Origin of the sequence: Paraburkholderia sp. GAS32 (assembly GCF_050434225.1) — a bacterium.
Lineage (GTDB): Bacteria > Pseudomonadota > Gammaproteobacteria > Burkholderiales > Burkholderiaceae > Paraburkholderia > Paraburkholderia madseniana.
On record NZ_JBNPVS010000062.1, the window covers coordinates 12,232 to 29,434 of the forward strand.

General features: G+C 60.1%; 15 protein-coding genes and 1 pseudogene. 8 read left to right on the forward strand and 8 right to left on the reverse strand.

The window, feature by feature from the left end; genetic code table 11:
• Positions 1-8: 8 nt before the first annotated feature.
• Both P3T25_RS42935 and P3T25_RS42940 read right to left on the reverse strand, forming a co-directional pair.
• A complete protein-coding gene (locus tag P3T25_RS42935) occupies positions 9-692 on the reverse strand; it encodes a type 1 glutamine amidotransferase domain-containing protein (protein ID WP_429363422.1) in 684 nt (227 codons plus the stop codon).
• Positions 693-879: 187 nt separating this feature from the next.
• Positions 880-1,533, reverse strand: coding sequence for a BON domain-containing protein (locus P3T25_RS42940; RefSeq protein WP_429363359.1), 654 nt, complete (start codon positions 1,531-1,533; stop codon positions 880-882).
• A gap of 424 nt (positions 1,534-1,957) precedes the next feature.
• Here P3T25_RS42940 and P3T25_RS42945 point away from each other — a divergent pair, with 424 nt between their 5' ends.
• Positions 1,958-2,488, forward strand: a complete 531-nt coding sequence (locus P3T25_RS42945; protein ID WP_171928909.1) for a DUF1269 domain-containing protein — start codon at positions 1,958-1,960, stop codon at positions 2,486-2,488.
• Between the two features lie 1,008 nt (positions 2,489-3,496).
• On the forward strand, positions 3,497-3,661 hold the full coding sequence (locus P3T25_RS42950; RefSeq protein WP_166618347.1) for a hypothetical protein: 165 nt from the start codon (positions 3,497-3,499) through the stop codon (positions 3,659-3,661).
• 360 nt (positions 3,662-4,021) lie between these two features.
• Here the strand turns inward: P3T25_RS42950 and P3T25_RS42955 are convergent.
• Positions 4,022-4,318 (reverse strand): annotated as a pseudogene (locus P3T25_RS42955) (hypothetical protein); the annotation flags it as partial.
• 386 nt (positions 4,319-4,704) lie between these two features.
• Complete coding sequence (locus P3T25_RS42960) at positions 4,705-5,271, reverse strand: phosphate-starvation-inducible PsiE family protein (RefSeq protein ID WP_429363361.1); 567 nt, start codon at positions 5,269-5,271, stop codon at positions 4,705-4,707.
• Between the two features lie 967 nt (positions 5,272-6,238).
• Here P3T25_RS42960 and P3T25_RS42965 point away from each other — a divergent pair.
• From P3T25_RS42965 to P3T25_RS42980, 4 genes are all read left to right on the forward strand, one after another.
• Complete coding sequence (locus P3T25_RS42965; RefSeq protein ID WP_429363363.1) at positions 6,239-6,481, forward strand: hypothetical protein; 243 nt, start codon at positions 6,239-6,241, stop codon at positions 6,479-6,481.
• A gap of 27 nt (positions 6,482-6,508) precedes the next feature.
• Entirely contained in the window at positions 6,509-6,748 is a 240-nt protein-coding gene (locus tag P3T25_RS42970; RefSeq protein WP_154566753.1) for a DUF6566 family protein, read from the forward strand.
• Between the two features lie 176 nt (positions 6,749-6,924).
• Positions 6,925-8,160, forward strand: a complete 1,236-nt coding sequence (locus P3T25_RS42975) for an NAD(P)/FAD-dependent oxidoreductase (protein ID WP_408494547.1) — start codon at positions 6,925-6,927, stop codon at positions 8,158-8,160.
• Between the two features lie 58 nt (positions 8,161-8,218).
• Positions 8,219-8,491, forward strand: coding sequence for a UBP-type zinc finger domain-containing protein (locus P3T25_RS42980; RefSeq protein ID WP_093636111.1), 273 nt, complete (start codon positions 8,219-8,221; stop codon positions 8,489-8,491).
• Positions 8,492-8,544: 53 nt separating this feature from the next.
• Here P3T25_RS42980 and P3T25_RS42985 read toward each other — a convergent pair whose 3' ends face one another.
• The 3 genes from P3T25_RS42985 to P3T25_RS42995 all read right to left on the reverse strand — a co-directional run bounded on the left by P3T25_RS42985 (position 8,545) and on the right by P3T25_RS42995 (position 13,563).
• Positions 8,545-11,379 (reverse strand): AAA family ATPase, encoded by a 2,835-nt coding sequence (locus tag P3T25_RS42985; protein WP_429363366.1) that lies wholly within the window; start codon positions 11,377-11,379, stop codon positions 8,545-8,547.
• An 837-nt stretch (positions 11,380-12,216) separates the two neighbouring features.
• Entirely contained in the window at positions 12,217-12,849 is a 633-nt protein-coding gene (locus tag P3T25_RS42990; protein WP_429363368.1) for an Hsp20/alpha crystallin family protein, read from the reverse strand.
• A 138-nt stretch (positions 12,850-12,987) separates the two neighbouring features.
• The gene (locus P3T25_RS42995) at positions 12,988-13,563 is read right to left on the reverse strand and encodes an HdeD family acid-resistance protein (protein WP_123385479.1); all 576 of its coding nucleotides are present in this window, start codon (positions 13,561-13,563) and stop codon (positions 12,988-12,990) included.
• Positions 13,564-13,844: 281 nt separating this feature from the next.
• Between P3T25_RS42995 and P3T25_RS43000 the strand changes: the two genes are divergently transcribed.
• Positions 13,845-14,279 carry a PRC-barrel domain-containing protein gene (locus P3T25_RS43000; RefSeq protein WP_123385478.1) on the forward strand — a complete coding sequence of 145 codons (435 nt, stop codon included), beginning with the start codon at positions 13,845-13,847 and terminating at the stop codon, positions 14,277-14,279.
• A gap of 90 nt (positions 14,280-14,369) precedes the next feature.
• Here the strand turns inward: P3T25_RS43000 and P3T25_RS43005 are convergent, their stop codons facing one another.
• The gene (locus P3T25_RS43005; protein WP_123385959.1) at positions 14,370-14,864 is read right to left on the reverse strand and encodes an MgtC/SapB family protein; all 495 of its coding nucleotides are present in this window, start codon (positions 14,862-14,864) and stop codon (positions 14,370-14,372) included.
• Positions 14,865-16,340: 1,476 nt separating this feature from the next.
• Between P3T25_RS43005 and P3T25_RS43010 the strand changes: the two genes are divergently transcribed.
• Complete coding sequence (locus P3T25_RS43010; RefSeq protein ID WP_429363371.1) at positions 16,341-17,168, forward strand: helix-turn-helix domain-containing protein; 828 nt, start codon at positions 16,341-16,343, stop codon at positions 17,166-17,168.
• Positions 17,169-17,203 lie beyond the last annotated feature (35 nt).

The following is a 17,203-nucleotide window of genomic DNA, read 5'->3' on the forward strand; positions in this document are numbered from 1 at the left end:
GCGTCGTATCAGGCCATGCTCAGCCTCGAGAGCAGCGCTTTTGCTGCTGCTTCCGACGACGCGGGATTCTGGCCAGTAATTAGGTTTGCCGCGACAACCACATGTGATTGCCAATCCGGCCCCTTCGAATACTTGCCTCCATTCTTCTTCAACATGTCCTCGACGAGGAAAGGCACCACTTCGGTAAGACCGACGGCCGCTTCTTCCGAATTGGCAAAGCCCGTAACGGGTTTATCGCGCACAAGCGGAGAGCCATCGGACGCCTTTGCATGACGCAGCACACCGGGAGCATGGCAAACCGCGGCGACCGGCTTTCCCTCCGCATACATGGCTTCGATCAATGCGATCGACTGCGGATCTTCTGCCAGATCCCATAGCGGTCCGTGCCCGCCGGGATAGAACACGGCGTCATAGTCAGCGGCCGAGACAGTTGAGAGCTTCGCTGTATTTGCCAAAGCCGCTTGCACTTCCTTATCCTTCTTGAAACGCCGGCTCGCTTCGGTTTGCGAATCCGGATCGTCGCTCCTGGGGTCGAGGGGCGGCTGCCCGCCTTTTGGCGAAGCGAGTGTCATCTCGACGCCTGCGTCCTTGAACACGTAATAAGGCGCGGCAAACTCCTCGAGCCAGAATCCGGTTTTCCGGCCCGTATCGCCGAGCTGGTCGTGTGAGGTCAGTACCACCAGGATTTTCAGGACAACCTCGTGAGTCCGTTCAATTCACGTTGCAACGAGCCGAAGAGCGGTGTCATCAACCCAAGTCATTCTGGCAGAATAGGCCGCAGTCAAGAGCGCTGAGGTGTTTCCGGTTTTGGTGCTGTGGCCTTTCCCGCCCCTCGGCCACGTCGATACGCAAGCGAGCCGCCCCGTCTCCAGCAGCCCCTCAGCGCCCGATGTTGATCCGGTTGTCGACGTGCGTCACGCCGGGGGCAAGCCATGCGACCCGCTCGGCCTCCTCGCGCTCGGCCCATGAGCGGACCGTGCCGCGCAGGAGGACCTTACTGCCTTCGGCCTCGACCGTGATGTGCTGTGCGTCGACTTCCGCGTTGCGCTTGAACGCGTCCTCGATCTTGCGCTTGAGGTCCTCGGGCTTGACCTTCGGCTTGATCTCGATCTCGTTCGTCAGGCCGGTTACGCCACTCACCCGCAACGCCGTGTCGGCCGCACGGCGGCGCTGGTAGTCCCATTCGACTTCGCCCTTCAGCGTCACGTCTCCGTCCCTGACGACCGCCTTGATGGTGTCCGCCGCATAAGGTAGCTCGGCCTTCAGTTGGGCAATGATCTCGCGCACGATCTCCGGATCGGGCCGCTTGTTGATCAGAGGCAACCGCACCTCCACATCGTTTGCGACCCCCTTCACGCCGCGCACACGCGTCGCGTCCTCCTCGGCCTTGCGCCTTTGCCGGAAGCTGCGTGCGAAACCAGACAATGTGACCGCGCCGTCCTTGACCGCAACCCCGATATCTGACGGATCGATGTCCGGATCCCACTTCAGTTCGTACTCCACGTCTCGTTTGATGTCTTCGTCGGTTCTCATCTCTGCTCCTGGTCGGTTTGTTAACGGTCTAACGCGCGCGCGGGCTACGCCCTGCACCGCACGCATCCGTCCACCGTAGGGCGCGCGGGGCAGATTTTCTTCCCTACGCCTGCGCAGTTTTTGCGGAATGCTGCCGTACGTTCACATCTGAAAGCCGCGCAGCTGGAGCGCAGAGATCCGACACGTCTTTGCAGGAATGAGGAAGAAGTGCAACCGGCAAGAGCCTAGTCTAGATGTCATCGTCATCGGGTCAATGGCCACGTCGACGTCCGAAGGTACGCGCCGGGCGGGACATGCAAGGCTGGCTGGCACCACCGCTGCTTCGTGGCGCGGTCGACCGGCTTGCGCGCTGAGCTGAGCATGAATTCAACCGTCTTGCCGCGAAAGGGTCTCGTTTTATTTCCCAGAGAAATGGAGCAAATCGATGAGCGATCTAGTCGTTGTAAGCTTCAAAGGCGAAGAGACGGCCGACCAGGTATTGACCAAACTCCAGCAGATGCAAAAGGAGCACCTGATCGACCTTGAGGATGCCTGCATCGTGGTCCGTAGCGCGAAGGGCAAGGTGCACCTCAAGCAAGCCGTCGATCTCGTCAAGATCGGCGCGCTCAGCGGCGCGGCTTGGGGCGGTCTGTTTGGCGCGCTGGTTGGGCTGATGTTGCTCAATCCGCTCGTCGGTCTGGCAACGGGCATGGCCATCGGTGCTAGCACGGGCGCGTTGTCGGGCGCGCTCTCGGACTATGGAATCGATGACGATTTCATGCGTTCGACGGGCCAGAACATTGAGCCGGGTTCGTCGGCGCTCTTCATCCTCGTGCGTCGCGTGAATTTCGACAAGGTCCTGCCAGAGCTGAAGCCTTTCGGCGGAAAGCTATTAAAGACGTCTCTCACGAACGACCAGGAGGAGCGCCTGAGGAAGGCGCTAGAAAGCCTGAACAGCAGCGGCACGACAGCATGAGTCCCCTTGCGCTGCATCAGGGTTGTGATCTTGAATTCTGTAGAAGTTCGCATTTGGGTCGGATCGACACCCCGACAATTATGCGGACCATACGGTGTGGACGTCGATCACATCGACGCGCAGTTCGACATTGGAGAGTACTCACGCTTAATCCTCCGAAGACTAATATGACCGCATCTGAAGGCCGGAGAATCGAAATTCAGCAGTTGCGTGAACTGAGCGTCGGCCGACCGTGCTGTAGCGGACGCTTCGTCACTGGATGTGCTTCCTGGGCCAACAAGGTCGTTGAGAACACTTGTGTGCGTGGGACAAGCGGCGGGGAAGGTCTCTTTCGGGTCGTGAGCTCCGGAGGTAGCGCAACGGACTTCTAATCCGTTGGTCACCGGTTCGAATCCCGTACGGCGCGTCCGGTGGAGGACGGTATGCAAGCAGGAAGCACCACTATTGCGGCGCTCGCAGCGGTCGTGCTGTCAGGGCTCGTCTACGTGAATTGCCCACAGATAAGGTCGCTATGCGCCGAAGGCATGGCACTCGACCTAGCCGTCTGCGCTGCGTCTAACATCCAGGTCGCTTGTAAGACGGAAGCGCGCCGGAAGTACAAAATGTGTGTGGAACGAACGACATGTTCCCTTTAGGTAATGCCCGCCGTTAGCGTTTGGGTTCCAAGGCGAGCACACAGAGCGCCGCCAAATCGAGAAACCCGGAGAGTATCTGCATGCCAGATCGTGCGACGTCAGAAACGCGAGCCTTTCAGGCTTGTTCAACTCAGAACCGATCTTCGCGAGGAGCTTGTAGTCACGATGCCGGGGTCGAGCGTCTCCTGCTTCACGCACGCGCCGATCTCTCGCGCCACCCGGCAGATCGGTGACGTCGATTTGGATGTCGTCGATGCCGCGATTTTCGATCTGCGTGATGAAGGTGGCGATCTCCGCCTCCGATAACCGTGATTGCATGTACGCAACGCCGCTGCAATAGCGAAATTCCGCTGGTTCCCTCATGGAGCGCAATATGACAAAGGTAAGCCGCGTCGCCCCCCGGAAGTCGAAAGTCGAGGAGCCGGAAGCGCCGATGACCCTGGACGAACAACTCGACGAAGCGCTCGAAGAGACCTTTCCTGCGAGCGATCCGATTGCTGTTCACCCTGAGCCCGAGGAACAACCTGCGAAGAAGTAGACTCAGCCGTCGTCGGTACTGGAAAGCAACAGAGCGAGCTTCTCGACGCGCTGCAAAAAGCGTTTCCTGTGCGTGGATTTGTTCGAGGCCCCCGGACCAGTCGGAAAGTCTTACGGCCCAACGGGGAAATTTACTGTGATCGGGGGCTAGGCTTCAGGCCCATTTATGTTGACAGTGCCGTTCCACGTTCGCGAAGTCGCCATGTTCATTCGCAAGGAAGGGCGGAACTAAAAGCAGCAATGCGCAATAACTGCGCAGGCAAAGGGAAGACATGCACGTCGGCACGCTTTACGATGGATGAATTTGCGTGGCGCAGCCCGCGTGCGCGCGTTAGTCCATCAACAAACCGACGAGCGCAGCGATGAGTTCCTCATCGACGAACTCGATGCTGTCGTTTGTCGGGAAGTTCGCATCGGCCTCGTCGAGCGCTGCGTTCAGCTTGTCTCGCAGAACCTTCGCGAAGCTCTTGCCGTCCGTGGACAAGCCCACGATCTCGCAGTAGCGCGGCAGCTCACGCCGGAATTGCTCGTCGGAGACCTGATGCACCCGATAATCGTCGAAGCGATCACTACCCTCGACGTAAAAATCGCCGGAATTCAGTTCCCGCATGATCTGGCTGAAGACACCCAGCTCGAAGAACCGGCGGTGCAGAATCTGCAGGACGTCCCGGAACTGCCCGACCAGTTCCTCCAGCACATCGGCGTGTTCAAGCTGGTCTTTCTGCAGCCGGACATCGACCGAATTGCTCACCTGCGGTTGTGGGATCGCGAGCGTGGGCATGATATCCAGCGCTTGGGCCGCGGCCTTGCGACGACGGAACCGTTAGCCCACCGCGCACTGGAGCAGCCGGGCCAGATCGGCGCGATGCCGGCTGAGGGCGACAGACGTGTCGAAGGCGGCGGAACGCAGTCTGTCAATAGCGACCGCATTCCCGCGGTCGCCTCGGACTTGCAACCGGAGGCGGCCGACTTCGCGTGACCGTCGACGCCGTCCGCTAGATTGACGCTTACGCTGCCATTACGTGACGAGCATGGCGAGTCGGGTCAATTGTCGCGCTGCCCGCCTTCGCCGGGCCGTACCCCTTGCTGTCGCTGCGCGTGCGCCACGCGATCGCGCTCCACTTGCTCGGCGGCCGTCGCGTCGGCCGGGTCATCACGCTGCCGCATCAGCCAGTAGACGCTCCCCAGCGCCACCAGCGCAAATGCAAGCGCCGCGATCTGGGCGGGCGCACTGGCCGGATCGAGAATGATGAATTTGCGGGCGATAGCCAGCAGCGCAACCAGAAGCACCGTTTTGACCTGCACGATGTGATCGCGCCGCGTCATCACGCGCGTAATCGAATGTTTGAATTCCATAGCGATCAGCAGCGTCATGACCATGCCGAAGATGGTCTGATATACCGCGTGATCCAGCGGGTTCAGCGCGTCCGAAACCAGCAATGAAATCACCGCGCGAATCAACTGCCAGAGCGACACGAGGATGATGATAGAAATCACGACGCTCAGCACATGCGCGACAAGCTGCTCGAATCGTTCATAAAAGGTGAGCATGTCCCACTGCAGACGCAACGCATCGAGATCCTTGCGCAGCCAGCTTTTCTTTGTTTCCATGATTTGGCTCCCGGGCGGCCGTCGCTGCGCCGCGTACGCACCGTGCGTGTGCATGGATTGCACATGCGCCGTGCTCAGTTCATTCGACGGTCGCGTAACGCACATGCTACGGCCCTTCGCGTTTGCGCGGGTTCTTTGCGGATAGCGGCCCAAAGTAGAACGGACGTATTCAGTTACTGATAAGAGAGGTCAAGCTATTTGCGCTTGTGATACAGGGTACCTGTCATGTACTCGAAGAGGTGCCAGGCTGAAGCAGCAGGTCCATGCACTGTACCCCGAAGAGCGCAATATGGAATACGCCATTTGGGTAGCGCCCATCAGGGATTACGTCACTACCACTCAACCAGGACGCGCCGACCGGTCGTCAACCGCTCATACGATCTGTGCAGGTCTTGGGAGGCATCGCGTGACGCACGGTTCAATGCAGCCCCGCGCGCGTCACGCGCGGCTTTTTGGCGTTGGTCTGCTTGCATATCTTGAATAACAAACAACCAGTCTCCGTCGCGGGCCGGTGTCGCCTGCTTCAAGGCCACCTGCATACGCGCTGGCTTGCCTCGGTTATCGCGCAGCCGGAACATTACGTCGAGCGTCAGGACCTCGACACCGCGCCCCCGATCCCGCGCCTGTACGACTTGTTCAAGCCTGGCCCGGTCACTTGGGTCTGGCAGGTCGAGTATCTTCGTTTTTGCCAGCTCATCAGCCGCGGACACCCACTTCAGATACGATGCGGGCTGACTTGGAGAGGATCGGGCCTTTGCACACCGGCGTCTTTCGGCTTTTTACGCATTTTTCCGAAAAGCAGCTTTGCGGCGCGCCCTCCCGTGATGCAGTCCGCAGAAGCGACCGATTGTCCAAACATACTCGGATTAGCGACTAGACTTAAGGCATCGTTGGCGCATGCTCACGCAAGAGGAACGCATGCGCCATTCAGTCACGATCCGGACGTGCGACCGAGGGAGGCAGACCGATGCCGAAGACCGTTCGAAGCGCTGAGCAAATTCGCGACGAACTGCAGAACCGCATGGCGAAAATCGCCGCTGACGTGCCGGGAGCTTTGCGCGTGCGCATACCGCTACCAGAGCGGCACCCGCCCGACGCATCCGGCCGCAACTGGAACATAGTGCCGCTTAATGACCCCGGCGCAGATTGCGTACATCATCTCCAGAAGGTGATCGAAGACATGCGTACCGAGTTCGTGCTTCCAGATTGACGCCTTGATACGAAACCGGAGCGGTTCATGCAAACGCACGTGTTTGAACATCGAGGCTACGAGATCGTGGTACAGCCGGAGCAGAACGCATACGGCGCGTGGCAGGCGAAAGTGAGCGTGCGCCATGCCGATGGCACCGTGGCCGAATTCCGTCCGGATACGGTTCAGCCGGAATGGCTTGCGCAGGAGGAGGCGGTGCGGGACGGCATCGAATGGGGCATGCGTTTTGTCGATCACAAGCTGGAAGAGTCGCACGACCCGACGTGATGGAACCATCAGCGAAAAGCGAACAAAACCCGGCAGTTGAGCGAAAGACGCTACCCTTCGATGGACCTACAGTGCACGAATACGGCCAACCACCGTTATCCGGCGCGGCCGCCTGCTTGTGAAGCGCGAGAAACGAAAGAATGTTCTGAACGTCCTCAATGGCGGATAGCATATTCATGGTCAGGATCTATGGACGCATGCGCAGCGCAAATGGCTACGCGATACGCGACTTCCTGCATCGCTGCGACATACCGTTCGAATGGATCGAGCTGGGCAGCGATAAAGAAGCGGAGGAACTGGCGCACGTGCAGCATCTTTCCGATTCGCGCTTGCCGGTCTGCGTCTTCCACGACGGAACGCGGCTCGAATGTCCCACCGTCCGGCAAATCACAGAGAAGCTCGGCTGGTTTGCGAGTCCATCCCGTGAGGCCTACGATCTGGCGATTTACGGCGCAGGACCGGCGGGGCTGAGCGCGGCGGTGTACGGTGCATCGGAGGGGCTGCACACCGTACTGGTGGAGCGTTTGGCACTGGGCGGCCAGGCAGGCAGCAGTTCGAAAATCGAGAACTATCTGGGCTTTCCACAGGGCGTGAGCGGCGCGGAGCTCGCTGAACGGGCACGCGCCCAGGCCATCAAGTTCGGCGCCGAAATCCTGCTGGCTCGCGCCGGCGTGCGCGCGGAATTTCTGCCCGGCCAGGGCATCGTGTATCTGGAAGACGGCACACGTATCACGGCGCGCACGTCTATCTGCGCGACCGGCGTGGCATATCGTACGCTAGGCCTGGCAGGTGAAGAGCGCTTTCTCGGCGCGGGCCTCTATTACGGCGCCGGCGCGAGCGAGGCCGCGCTGATCCATGGCGAAGACGTATATGTGGTGGGCGGCGGCAATTCGGCGGGACAGGCCACCATGCATTTTTCGCAGTCCGCCAACCGCGTTTATATGCTCGTGCGTGACGCATCGCTTAAGAACACGTTGTCCCAATACCTGGTGGATCGCATCACGTCGGCGCCGAACATTGAAGTGCGCACGTGCACCGAAGTTACCGCGCTCGCAGGCAGTGACGTGTTGCAGGCGATCACGCTGACCGATGTGCGCACCGGCCGTCAACGCACGGTAAGGACGAGTTGGCTATTCGTCTGCATTGGCGGCGTACCGCAGACCGAATGGGCGCGCGAAGTTGGCATTGTCCGCGATGAAGGCGGCTATCTCGTGACCGGTCCCGACCTGCAGGAATATCGGGCGAACCTGAAATGGCCGCTCGAACGCGCGCCGCTGCATCTGGAAACCTGTGTGCCTGGCGTATTCGCCGCGGGCGATGTCCGCCACGCGTCGATCAAGCGTGTGGCGTCGGCAGTCGGCGAGGGCGCAATGGCTGTGGCGCTGGTGCATCGCTATCTGAATAGCGCTTGAGCGCAAGCGCAACCTTGATCCGCGCATGTCTGCGCGTACCTGTCCGAGGAGTACGATCATGACCCCTGGTTGCACGCACCTGGGCGAGGCCCGCATTCTCCACACGCCCATCGACTATTGCGAGGACTGCGTGAAGCTTGGCCAGCCGTGGGTACATTTGAGGCTTTGTCTTTCGTGCGGACACGTCGGCTGTTGCGATTCGTCGCCCAACCGGCATGCAAGCAAGCATTTTCACGCGACCGGCCATCCGCTGGTGCGTTCAATCGAACCCGGCGAAACGTGGATCTGGTGCTATCGAGACGAGATCGTCGTAGGGGAACTTGAATCGTGACGGCGACGCCACCCGCACGTGCGGGCGGCGTCGCGTTCTTCAGCATGCCAGCGTCACGCATGCGCCGGTGCCTGCTTCGACGCCTCGCTGGGCGCTTCTGTGGGCGCTGCTCCTTTCTGCACACGCACAGAGTGCGTACCCGAGTCGTAGGTCATTGTGACCTTGTCGCCGTCGTGCACGTCGCCTCTCAACAGCGCATCGGCGAGTTGCGATTCCACTTCAAGACGGATCTTGCGTTTGAGCATCCGCGCGCCGAACTCGGGGTCATAGCCGATCTGCGCGAGGTGATCGCGCAAGCCATCGTCGAACGACAGATCGATGCCTTGGGCCAGCGCCGTACGCCGTACGCGCGCAAGTTGTAGATCGACGATGCTGCGAATCTGCTCCTTGCCGAGCGCACGAAACACGACCACCTCGTCGACGCGATTGAGAAACTCCGGCCTGAAATGATGCCGCAGGATTTCCATCAACCGGTCGCGCAGTTCAGGATAATCGAGCTGCTTCGAGTCGGCCTTCATGTTGTCCTGGATCAGCTGTGAGCCGACGTTGCTGGTCGCGATGATGATCGTGTTGGTGAAATCGATCAGACGTCCCTTGCCGTCGGTGAGCCGCCCTTCGTCGAACAGCTGCAGCAGGAGGTTGTGCACCTCCGAGTTCGCTTTTTCGATTTCGTCGAGCAGCACTACGCAATATGGCCTGCGCCGCACGCGCTCGGTGAGTTGCCCGCCTTCCTCGTAGCCGACATATCCGGGCGGCGCACCAACCAGCCGTGCCACGGTATGACGCTCGGAATACTCGCTCATGTCAATGCGTACCAGCGCGTTCTCGTCGCCGAACACCGAAGTGGCAAGCGCCTTCGCGAGTTCAGTTTTACCCACACCTGTAGGCCCAAGAAAAAGGAAGCTCGCAGTCGGCTTGCCGGCCTCCGTCAAACCGGCGCGCGAAAGCCGCACCGCTTTGGCGACCGCGGAGACGGCTTCATCCTGGCCGACCACGCGCTCCTTCAGGCGGTCTTCCAGTCGCAACAGCTTTTCGCGGTCCTCGGCCGTGAGTTCAGATAACGGTACGCCCGTGAGCGACGAAACGATCTGCGCAATGTCTTCCGCCGTCACTTCCTGCGAGCTGGTGCCGCGCTCCTTCTTCCACGTTTCAGTAGTTTCATGCAGCCGTTCTTGTTCCGCGACGAGCTGTTCTTCCAGTTCCTTGGCTTTATCGAATTGCTTTGCAGCGCTGGCCGCGTCCTGTTCCTGCTTGATGCGGCGGATGCTCGCCTCGATATCGTGCAATGGCTGCGGACGCGAATTCGACGATATGCGCACGCGGGCGGCGGCCTGATCGAGCAAATCGATTGCCTTGTCGGGCAAAAAGCGCGCGGCGATGTAGCGGTCCGAGAGCTTTGCCGCAGCAGCGATCGCCTCTTCGGTGATTTTCACCTTGTGATGCGCTTCGAGCCGGTCACGCAGGCCACGCAGAATCTCGATCGTTTCCTCGACGCTAGGCTCAGGCACCATCACAGGCTGAAAGCGCCGCTCCAATGCCGAGTCCTTTTCAATGTACTTCTGGTATTCGTTCAGCGTGGTCGCACCCACGAGGTGCAGCTCACCGCGAGCGAGGGCGGGCTTGAAGACATTGCCGATATCAAGGCCGCCTTCGCCGCCGCCCTGGCCGGCGCCGACAATCGTATGCAGTTCGTCGATAAACACAACCAGACGGTCCTGATTCTCGATGATCTCATCCAGCACCTGCTTGACGCGTTCCTCGAACTCGCCACGATACTTCGCACCTGCCACGACGCTATTGATATTCAGTTCGACCACGCGCTTGCCGCGCAGCACTTCCGGCACCTGGTCCTGAGCAATGCGTTGCGCGAGGCCTTCGACGATAGCGGTCTTGCCCACACCGGGTTCGCCAATTAGCACCGGATTGTTCTTGCGCCGCCGCGCGAGCACTTCAATGGTGGTTTCGATTTCCTTGTCACGGCCGATCACCGGATCGAGCTTGCCTTGACGCGCAAGCGCGCTGAGATCGCGCGCGTACTTGTCGAGCGTAGGCGTGGTGGAGCGGTCTTCCATCTTGCCGTCTTCGGCACCCTTGCCGACCACCTTGACTGCTTTTTGCCGCAGCGATTGCGGCGACAGCCCGAGCTTGCGCAGCAATTCACCTGCAAAGCCGTCTTCTTCCTCGACGAGCCCAATCAGAATGTGCTCTGGTCCGACATAGCTGTGACCCAGTTCCAGCGACGACTTCAACGCATTTTCCAGCGTACTCTTGGCGCGTGGCGACACGCCGATCTGCTCGTTGTCTCCCGGTTCCTTGCGGGTGCCGCGTGGCGCGGTCTGGTCGATGGTTTTCCTGATCTCTTCGGGATCAAGCCTGAATTCGCGCAGGATTTCCTGCACCACATTGTTATCGGCGAGCGCTAGCAACAGGTGTTCCGTATCGACTTCGTTCTTGCCATATTCGACCGCTGCTTGCGCCGCGGCCTGCAGGCGATCCAGACCGCTCTGGCTCAGGTACGTCTGCAGGTCCACCGCTTCACGCGCCCGGCGATGTCGGCGTGTGCGGCCGCCTGGGTGTCCGCCCGCTGAATCGCCCATTTGCCCGCTACCGGCGCCTGTACCCTGATCCGCGCCGGCGGATTGTCCGGGCGCGCGTCCGATGTGTGACCGGCTACCGCGGCCGCCTTCCGTCTGTGGCCACATGTCGTCGAACAGACTTTCGAAAATTCCGCCGTGAAAGAGGGACTCGAGCGGCGACAGGCGGCGCTGATTGCGCGCCATGAACTCCATGTAGTGCTCATCGCACAGCATCAGCTGACGGCGTTGGCCGTTTTCGGTGATCGTGATCTGCGAGGTTGCGGGCTTTCCACAAACACTGCACTCGGCCATGATGAACTCCTTTTCGTCCGTGAGGGCATTGCCTCCCGGGCGGGTAATGGGGTGGGTGGAGAATATCTGTTTCGCCGCTCATTCCGATGCCGCCTTGTTTGCGCGCTGGCTCGCGCTGCACTCGAAGCGAGGTAATCCAGTGGACGGCACGTCGATCGATCCGTCGTTCCCGCGGCACCCAGTTCCTCTATCCGTGCGCGCAGGAATGCATCGGCATCAAGCCAGCACCGCACGGTGACTTGGCCTGTGTTGAGGCGTACCGCGACTTCCTGCAGTGGCACATCGTCCACTTCCACTGGCAGCACCGCGTGCCGCCACGCGTTGGGCAACTGGCCCAGCAGCTTGCCTGTGCGCGAGCGCACTTCATGCTCGCTCGCTGCCTCTTCGGTTTTTCGTCCCTGCCAGGCAGCACGTCTTCGAGCTTGAGCGTCTCGTCCGGTCGCCGGAATTCGAAAATCTGCTGTTCGCCTCGCCGACTTCGTCTGGGGTCCGAACCAGCGTAGCGGTGCAGCGCGCCCTCTTCAATGGATATGCCGGGATGCCCGCGAAGGCGCTGAAATCCGCCGCGTGTTCGGCTTCTTCCCCGGCGGTTCGCGTGGTAGTGGACAGTACCAGTCGCAGCTTTACGCGATAAGCGTCGCCGCTACACAGAATGTCCCTTTCGACACCCGCCCGCAAACTGGCCAGTTCCGTTGAAGACGGGTGCAGATGCCGCTTCGGATGGTGCGCGGCCAGTTCACCAATCTGTTGCTCGACGCTGGCGTGGGCCGAATCACCGAGACTGCGGAAGCTGACGAGTTGTTTCACGATAGGCCTGACCGTGGAGTACGAACGGTGCTATTTGATCTCGATGCGCCGCTTCGCTGCCGGTTCTCCGGCCGCTTTGGGGACGCGCAACGTCAGCATGCCGTTTTCAAATCTGGCCTCTGCCCGATCGAGATCGATGCCCGCGGGTAGCGGGACCGCGCGCTGAAAGTGTCCAAACGACCGCTCGACCCGATAGCATCCCTGTTCTTCGCTGGTCGATTCGAAGCGCTTGTCGCCGCTGATGATCAGCATGTCTTCAATCACTTCGAGTTCGACGTCGTCGCGGGTCATGCCCGGCAATTCAACGACAATACGCAGTGCGTCTCCTTCGTCGGTGACGTCGATCCGCGGTTGAAACTCGCTCGCGCTGAAGTCGCCGAACCAGATCCCGAGCGGTCCACGCCCGCCGAACGGATCGCGGATCAATTCGGCAAACAGATGAATCGGATCAGGCAGCGGCCAGCTGGCAGGCGCGAGTACCGGCGCAGCAGCCGCTGCAATCGGTGCCCCGTTACCCGTTTGCGTGCCGCCCGTCTGTTGCCCATTTTGCCGGACGCTCTCCTGATTGATGCGCGGCGCACCGGTCTGGCCCGATGCGTTTTTCTGCGTGGGGTGCGAGCGTAAGAACCGGAACGGATTCCATTTGTCGAGATCCAGAAGCATGTGATTCTCCTTACGTGACATATACCAGTGCCAGACCTGACGCTGGACCACTGGAGATGACGGGCAGTCTATTCGCCCTCCGGATGCGAGGGGCGCGGGTTTGACCTTGTAACCCGCGAGTGCCCGCGAGCAGTGCGCTTACGGATGCAATGGCGCGTGTGGCTCGCCGGTCAGGCCGTCACGGTGCCAGGCACGCGCAGTGATGCCGAGTACGAAAAGCAGCGCGCCCGTGAATAACGCATACACGCCTATCAGCCAGACGAGCGCTAGTGCGCCGGCGCCCGGAAAGAGCAGCACGAAGATGCCGAACAGCACGGACAGCACTCCGGTTAGCACCAGCATCCACGCATTGCGCAGGCGCCTGTGCAGCCGCGTTGCTGCGATCAGATCGAATACGCCGGTGATAATCGCGTTTGCGCCGATGATAGCGACCAGCACGAGCGTGGTAATGCCCGGCACTAACGCGGCTATCAAACCGGCGCCGATGCTGCAGATGCCGAGCAGCAAGGGCACCCACCAGCCGGCGTGCGTCGCGCGGTAGCGGATGGCCCCGACAATCGCAACAATGCCGCCGGCGATCGCGTAGGCGCTAAAGAGGGTAATAAGAAGTAGCAGAGTGAGAGCGGGCCAGAATAGCGCCAGAACGCCAAACAGTAGCGCTACCGTGCCACGCAGAATGAGCATCCACCAAGCGCGTCCAAGCAGTTCATCCATGTGGGACTCCAAGCTGTACCGTCATGCGATGAACTTCAGTCTAGGCTCCACGCAGCTGCGATTCTTTCGCGTTTCTGCCATGCGTTTCGCAATTCTGCATTCGTTCACGAGGCGTGCGGAATGGCATCCAGACGCACGAAAATAACCTGATCCATCACCGCTTTTTTATAGCAGCTTGCGGTGAGACCTTCTAACATGAACTTACGCCGCGCACGGTCTGGCATTAGCCTTTTCATTGCTGGCCCGGCGTCGCACCTCAACACCAGAACGAAGGGAATCTCATGAAAGCGAATCTCCTTGTATTGCTGCTCGCGTCGTCGCTCGGACTCGCTCCATACGCGAACGCCCAGGTGGCCGGCGCCCAACCGCTTGGTGTCAGCGTGGAAGAGTCGGCCGCGATCGTGGCAGGCTGGAGCGTGAGAAAGTCGATCATGGACAAGCCGGTCTTCAATGAGAAGGGTGAGCGTGTCGGTGTCATTCATGACATTATCGTGGCACCGGATCGGTCGGTATCGTTTGCAATCGTCGCCGCAAACCAGTTTCTGGGGGTGTCGCATCACGACGTGGCCATTCCGATTGAGCAGCTCGATTTCGTCAATGGCAAACTGGTGCTTGCCGGTGCGACGAAAGATGCGATCAAGGCGCTGCCCGAGTTTCAATACGCAAAGGTACGCGTGACACCTAAGGCGAGGTCCGACTACAGCGAGCATCACTGACTTATGTCTCGCATCGTCCACGATCGATGCATTTGACGCGCGGCACATTCGGTCCATGGGCAGTGCGCGGATTAGTGCGCGGCCGCGTGACTATTCGTCGTGCCGCATGACCGCCGCCTGCTCTTCAGGCGACTTTCTTAACCAGCGCCGGTGCAACGCACGTTCAATGCTGCCGCCCACCGAGAGCAGCAGCAGGAGCAGGGCGGTGGCAATACCCGCAATCTGCCATGCGCCGATGCCGCACACAATGCCGAGCGCGGCGGTGACCCAGATCGAAGCCGCCGTCGTCAAGCCGCTGATCCTGCCGGTGGCGCGGTTTTGCAGGATCACCCCGGCGCCGAGAAAACCGATGCCCGTAATGACGCCCTGAATCGCACGGCCGGCGTCACTGCTGTCGCTGAAACCGTGCAGTTCGAAGGACATGCCGGCCATCGTGACGAGACAGGAACCAAGCGCAACGAGGCCCAGCGTCTTGACACCGGTTGGCTTGCCGTGCAGGTTTCGATCGAGCCCGACGATACAACCCACCAGCACTGCCGCGACCATGCGCAAGATCGCCTCAAGCAATTGCACGTGTGAAATCATCGACATTCCCGCTAAGGTTTCCAGGTAACGTCGCGCTCGGCGAGCACCTGGCTGCTCACTACAGTCTAGCGTCGAGGGGAGCAAACTGCTTGAGCGTCAAACGCGGCTCAGGCGACCCGTCAGCCCGGAAACCGCAGTTATCCTCTTGCGATCGCAGCGATCGGTCGCCGTTGCAGCGGCGCAGATGCGGTGATGCGGTGATGCGGTGATGCGCGCGCAGATGTAGCGCAGCAACTCGCGTCAGCGCTGGAGCTTCGGGAACTGCTCCGCGAAGCGTGCGACGTTGATACCGTGATGTGGCTTGATAGTAAGCCGATGCAGCAAAAAGTTTAATTGACCCGAAGTGGTGACTGCCTCTTCGAGCACGCTTTTCAGTATCAGTGCACTTCAACTACTTAACCGCGCTTGCAGCCCCGCCGGAGCGCGAAAAGCACATAGATCGCGGATTCCAATAGGGACTCGACATGGCTATTTCGCACGCTTTATGAGGTCAGATTCCTGCATGCCAGTCTCGCGCAAGCCAGATGGAACGCCGAGAGCCCTCGTCCAGGCTCGCAGACACCATGCGCAGCGCTCTCGCCGCCTGGCGCGTGGCAGATTCGTGTCATGGCCTCAGGCGACGCCGCGCTGTTAGATGCCAGTGCGTAAGGCAATATGATCGCGTGCGTTTACGCATGCGGCAGGTTGAAGCTTTCGCCAAGAGTACGACAAAGCTTGTGATGCAGCGCCATTCCAACGTGCCCAGCACACAGCCGCATAGCCTTGCACCGCAGAGACAATCACTGTGCGCTAACAGGCTCTAGGGCTCGTTCTTGATGCCGCGCAGTCCGGTCGCCAACGCACGTATTCCGTCATCCAGTTGTCAGCCATCAGCCATCAGGGGCATGACTGGATTGCCATCATGGGAATACAGCCCCCTCCGCTGCATGCGCAGTGGCATCGAGGCCACTCACGAAAGGCAAGTCGGGCGGCAATTCACGTGACAGCTCGGGTCGTGGATAAGCGTCTTCGGCAACACACGCAGGTCGCGTCCCATACCTTTCAGACCGTCCTCGGTCAGGCCATAGATCGGTGTCATCTCTGAGCCTGCATACCTGGTCGGGATCGCGATGATCGGCAGGCTCCATTCGAGCGCGACGCCTTACCCAGGCCAAGTCCGATCGATGTCCCCAGATCGCGGACGCGCGCGCGGTGCGCATGGCATGCTGCTTCGCGAACCTGACCGCTTTCGAACGCTCCGTAATACCCGGCGTAAGCGTTAGCTTGCAGAAAGCCTTCAGGAACGATGGGTTGCTTTGAATCCCGGCTATTAGCGTGTCGAGCGTCGCCCCAAGTTGCCCGGCAATATAGCTCAGCAGCAACTGCATCAACGAGGTCGGGATTGCTTCCGCCCATATTACGAATCCGCCTTAAGCAGCCTTGAATTCGACGTAAGCTTGGGTATGCGACGAGACAACGAGGAAACTTCTGCTCATCATGAAGCAAGAAACAAGATCGACCCCGGATCGCGGGTTACGCTGCCAAGCAATGAATGTCGCTCTCGCCGATGGCGGCCTGAATTCGGTGCAGGGACTTCGCCTCGTTATACCGACAGGTAGCACTGTTGCGCGGGCTGCGGGCTGCGACGACCTCGGGATGAGTCATGTCATCCTAATAAGTGCACCATTTGTCGCAGTTATTCCGGCGGTGGCGCAGTTGGCCACAGTCGCTGACAACGATCCCACGGGATGGGTTATCGCACTCAAACCGGGCGTACTTGGGCAAGTCTCGCAAGAAGCGTTTGACGCGGTCCCTAAATGGTCCAGGTCTTGGGATCCGTTCCTGCGCGAGGCCGCGGACACATTGGCTGCTCTGCATCATGCGGATCTCATCGACGCTGCTTGCGCCGACGCTTTTGCAGATGTCATCTCGGTGCACATCGCTCTCCGCTACGGGCACTGTGCTGGTGCGGCCGAGCCGGACATGCCTCTTACCCGTCCAATGCTGACTCGCATTCAAGCCTTCGTTCATGAGCACATAGCCGAAACCATTTTGGTCGAGCAACTCGCAGTGCTGGCGCACATGAGTTCATCAAGCTTTGCACGCGGTTTCAAAACGGCGACAGGTAACCCACCCCATCTGTACGTGACACTCGAACGGGTGAAATTTGCCAGGACGATGTTGTGCGAGGAGACCTTTCCCCTGGTTGACGTTGGCGCGCGCGCGGGGTTTCAGACTCAGCAGCATTTCACCGAAGTGTTTCATCGATACACCGGTGTGACGCCGCGCGCATTCCGACTTGCCCACCGGAACGTCGGTAGCTGATTCATTTGGCGAAATTGCGAGCAAAACAATGACCG

Coding starts and splice junctions, on each gene's coding strand:
- P3T25_RS42940 (WP_429363359.1), bottom strand. CDS start 1,533: ATGAGAACCGACGAAGACATCAAACGAGACGTGGAGTACGAACTGAAG.
- P3T25_RS42945 (WP_171928909.1), top strand. CDS start 1,958: ATGAGCGATCTAGTCGTTGTAAGCTTCAAAGGCGAAGAGACGGCCGAC.
- P3T25_RS42950 (WP_166618347.1), top strand. CDS start 3,497: ATGACAAAGGTAAGCCGCGTCGCCCCCCGGAAGTCGAAAGTCGAGGAG.
- P3T25_RS42960 (WP_429363361.1), bottom strand. CDS start 5,271: ATGGAAACAAAGAAAAGCTGGCTGCGCAAGGATCTCGATGCGTTGCGT.
- P3T25_RS42965 (WP_429363363.1), top strand. CDS start 6,239: ATGCCGAAGACCGTTCGAAGCGCTGAGCAAATTCGCGACGAACTGCAG.
- P3T25_RS42970 (WP_154566753.1), top strand. CDS start 6,509: ATGCAAACGCACGTGTTTGAACATCGAGGCTACGAGATCGTGGTACAG.
- P3T25_RS42975 (WP_408494547.1), top strand. CDS start 6,925: ATGGTCAGGATCTATGGACGCATGCGCAGCGCAAATGGCTACGCGATA.
- P3T25_RS42980 (WP_093636111.1), top strand. CDS start 8,219: ATGACCCCTGGTTGCACGCACCTGGGCGAGGCCCGCATTCTCCACACG.
- P3T25_RS42985 (WP_429363366.1), bottom strand. CDS start 11,379: ATGGCCGAGTGCAGTGTTTGTGGAAAGCCCGCAACCTCGCAGATCACG.
- P3T25_RS42990 (WP_429363368.1), bottom strand. CDS start 12,849: ATGCTTCTGGATCTCGACAAATGGAATCCGTTCCGGTTCTTACGCTCG.
- P3T25_RS42995 (WP_123385479.1), bottom strand. CDS start 13,563: ATGGATGAACTGCTTGGACGCGCTTGGTGGATGCTCATTCTGCGTGGC.
- P3T25_RS43000 (WP_123385478.1), top strand. CDS start 13,845: ATGAAAGCGAATCTCCTTGTATTGCTGCTCGCGTCGTCGCTCGGACTC.
- P3T25_RS43005 (WP_123385959.1), bottom strand. CDS start 14,864: ATGATTTCACACGTGCAATTGCTTGAGGCGATCTTGCGCATGGTCGCG.
- P3T25_RS43010 (WP_429363371.1), top strand. CDS start 16,341: ATGAAGCAAGAAACAAGATCGACCCCGGATCGCGGGTTACGCTGCCAA.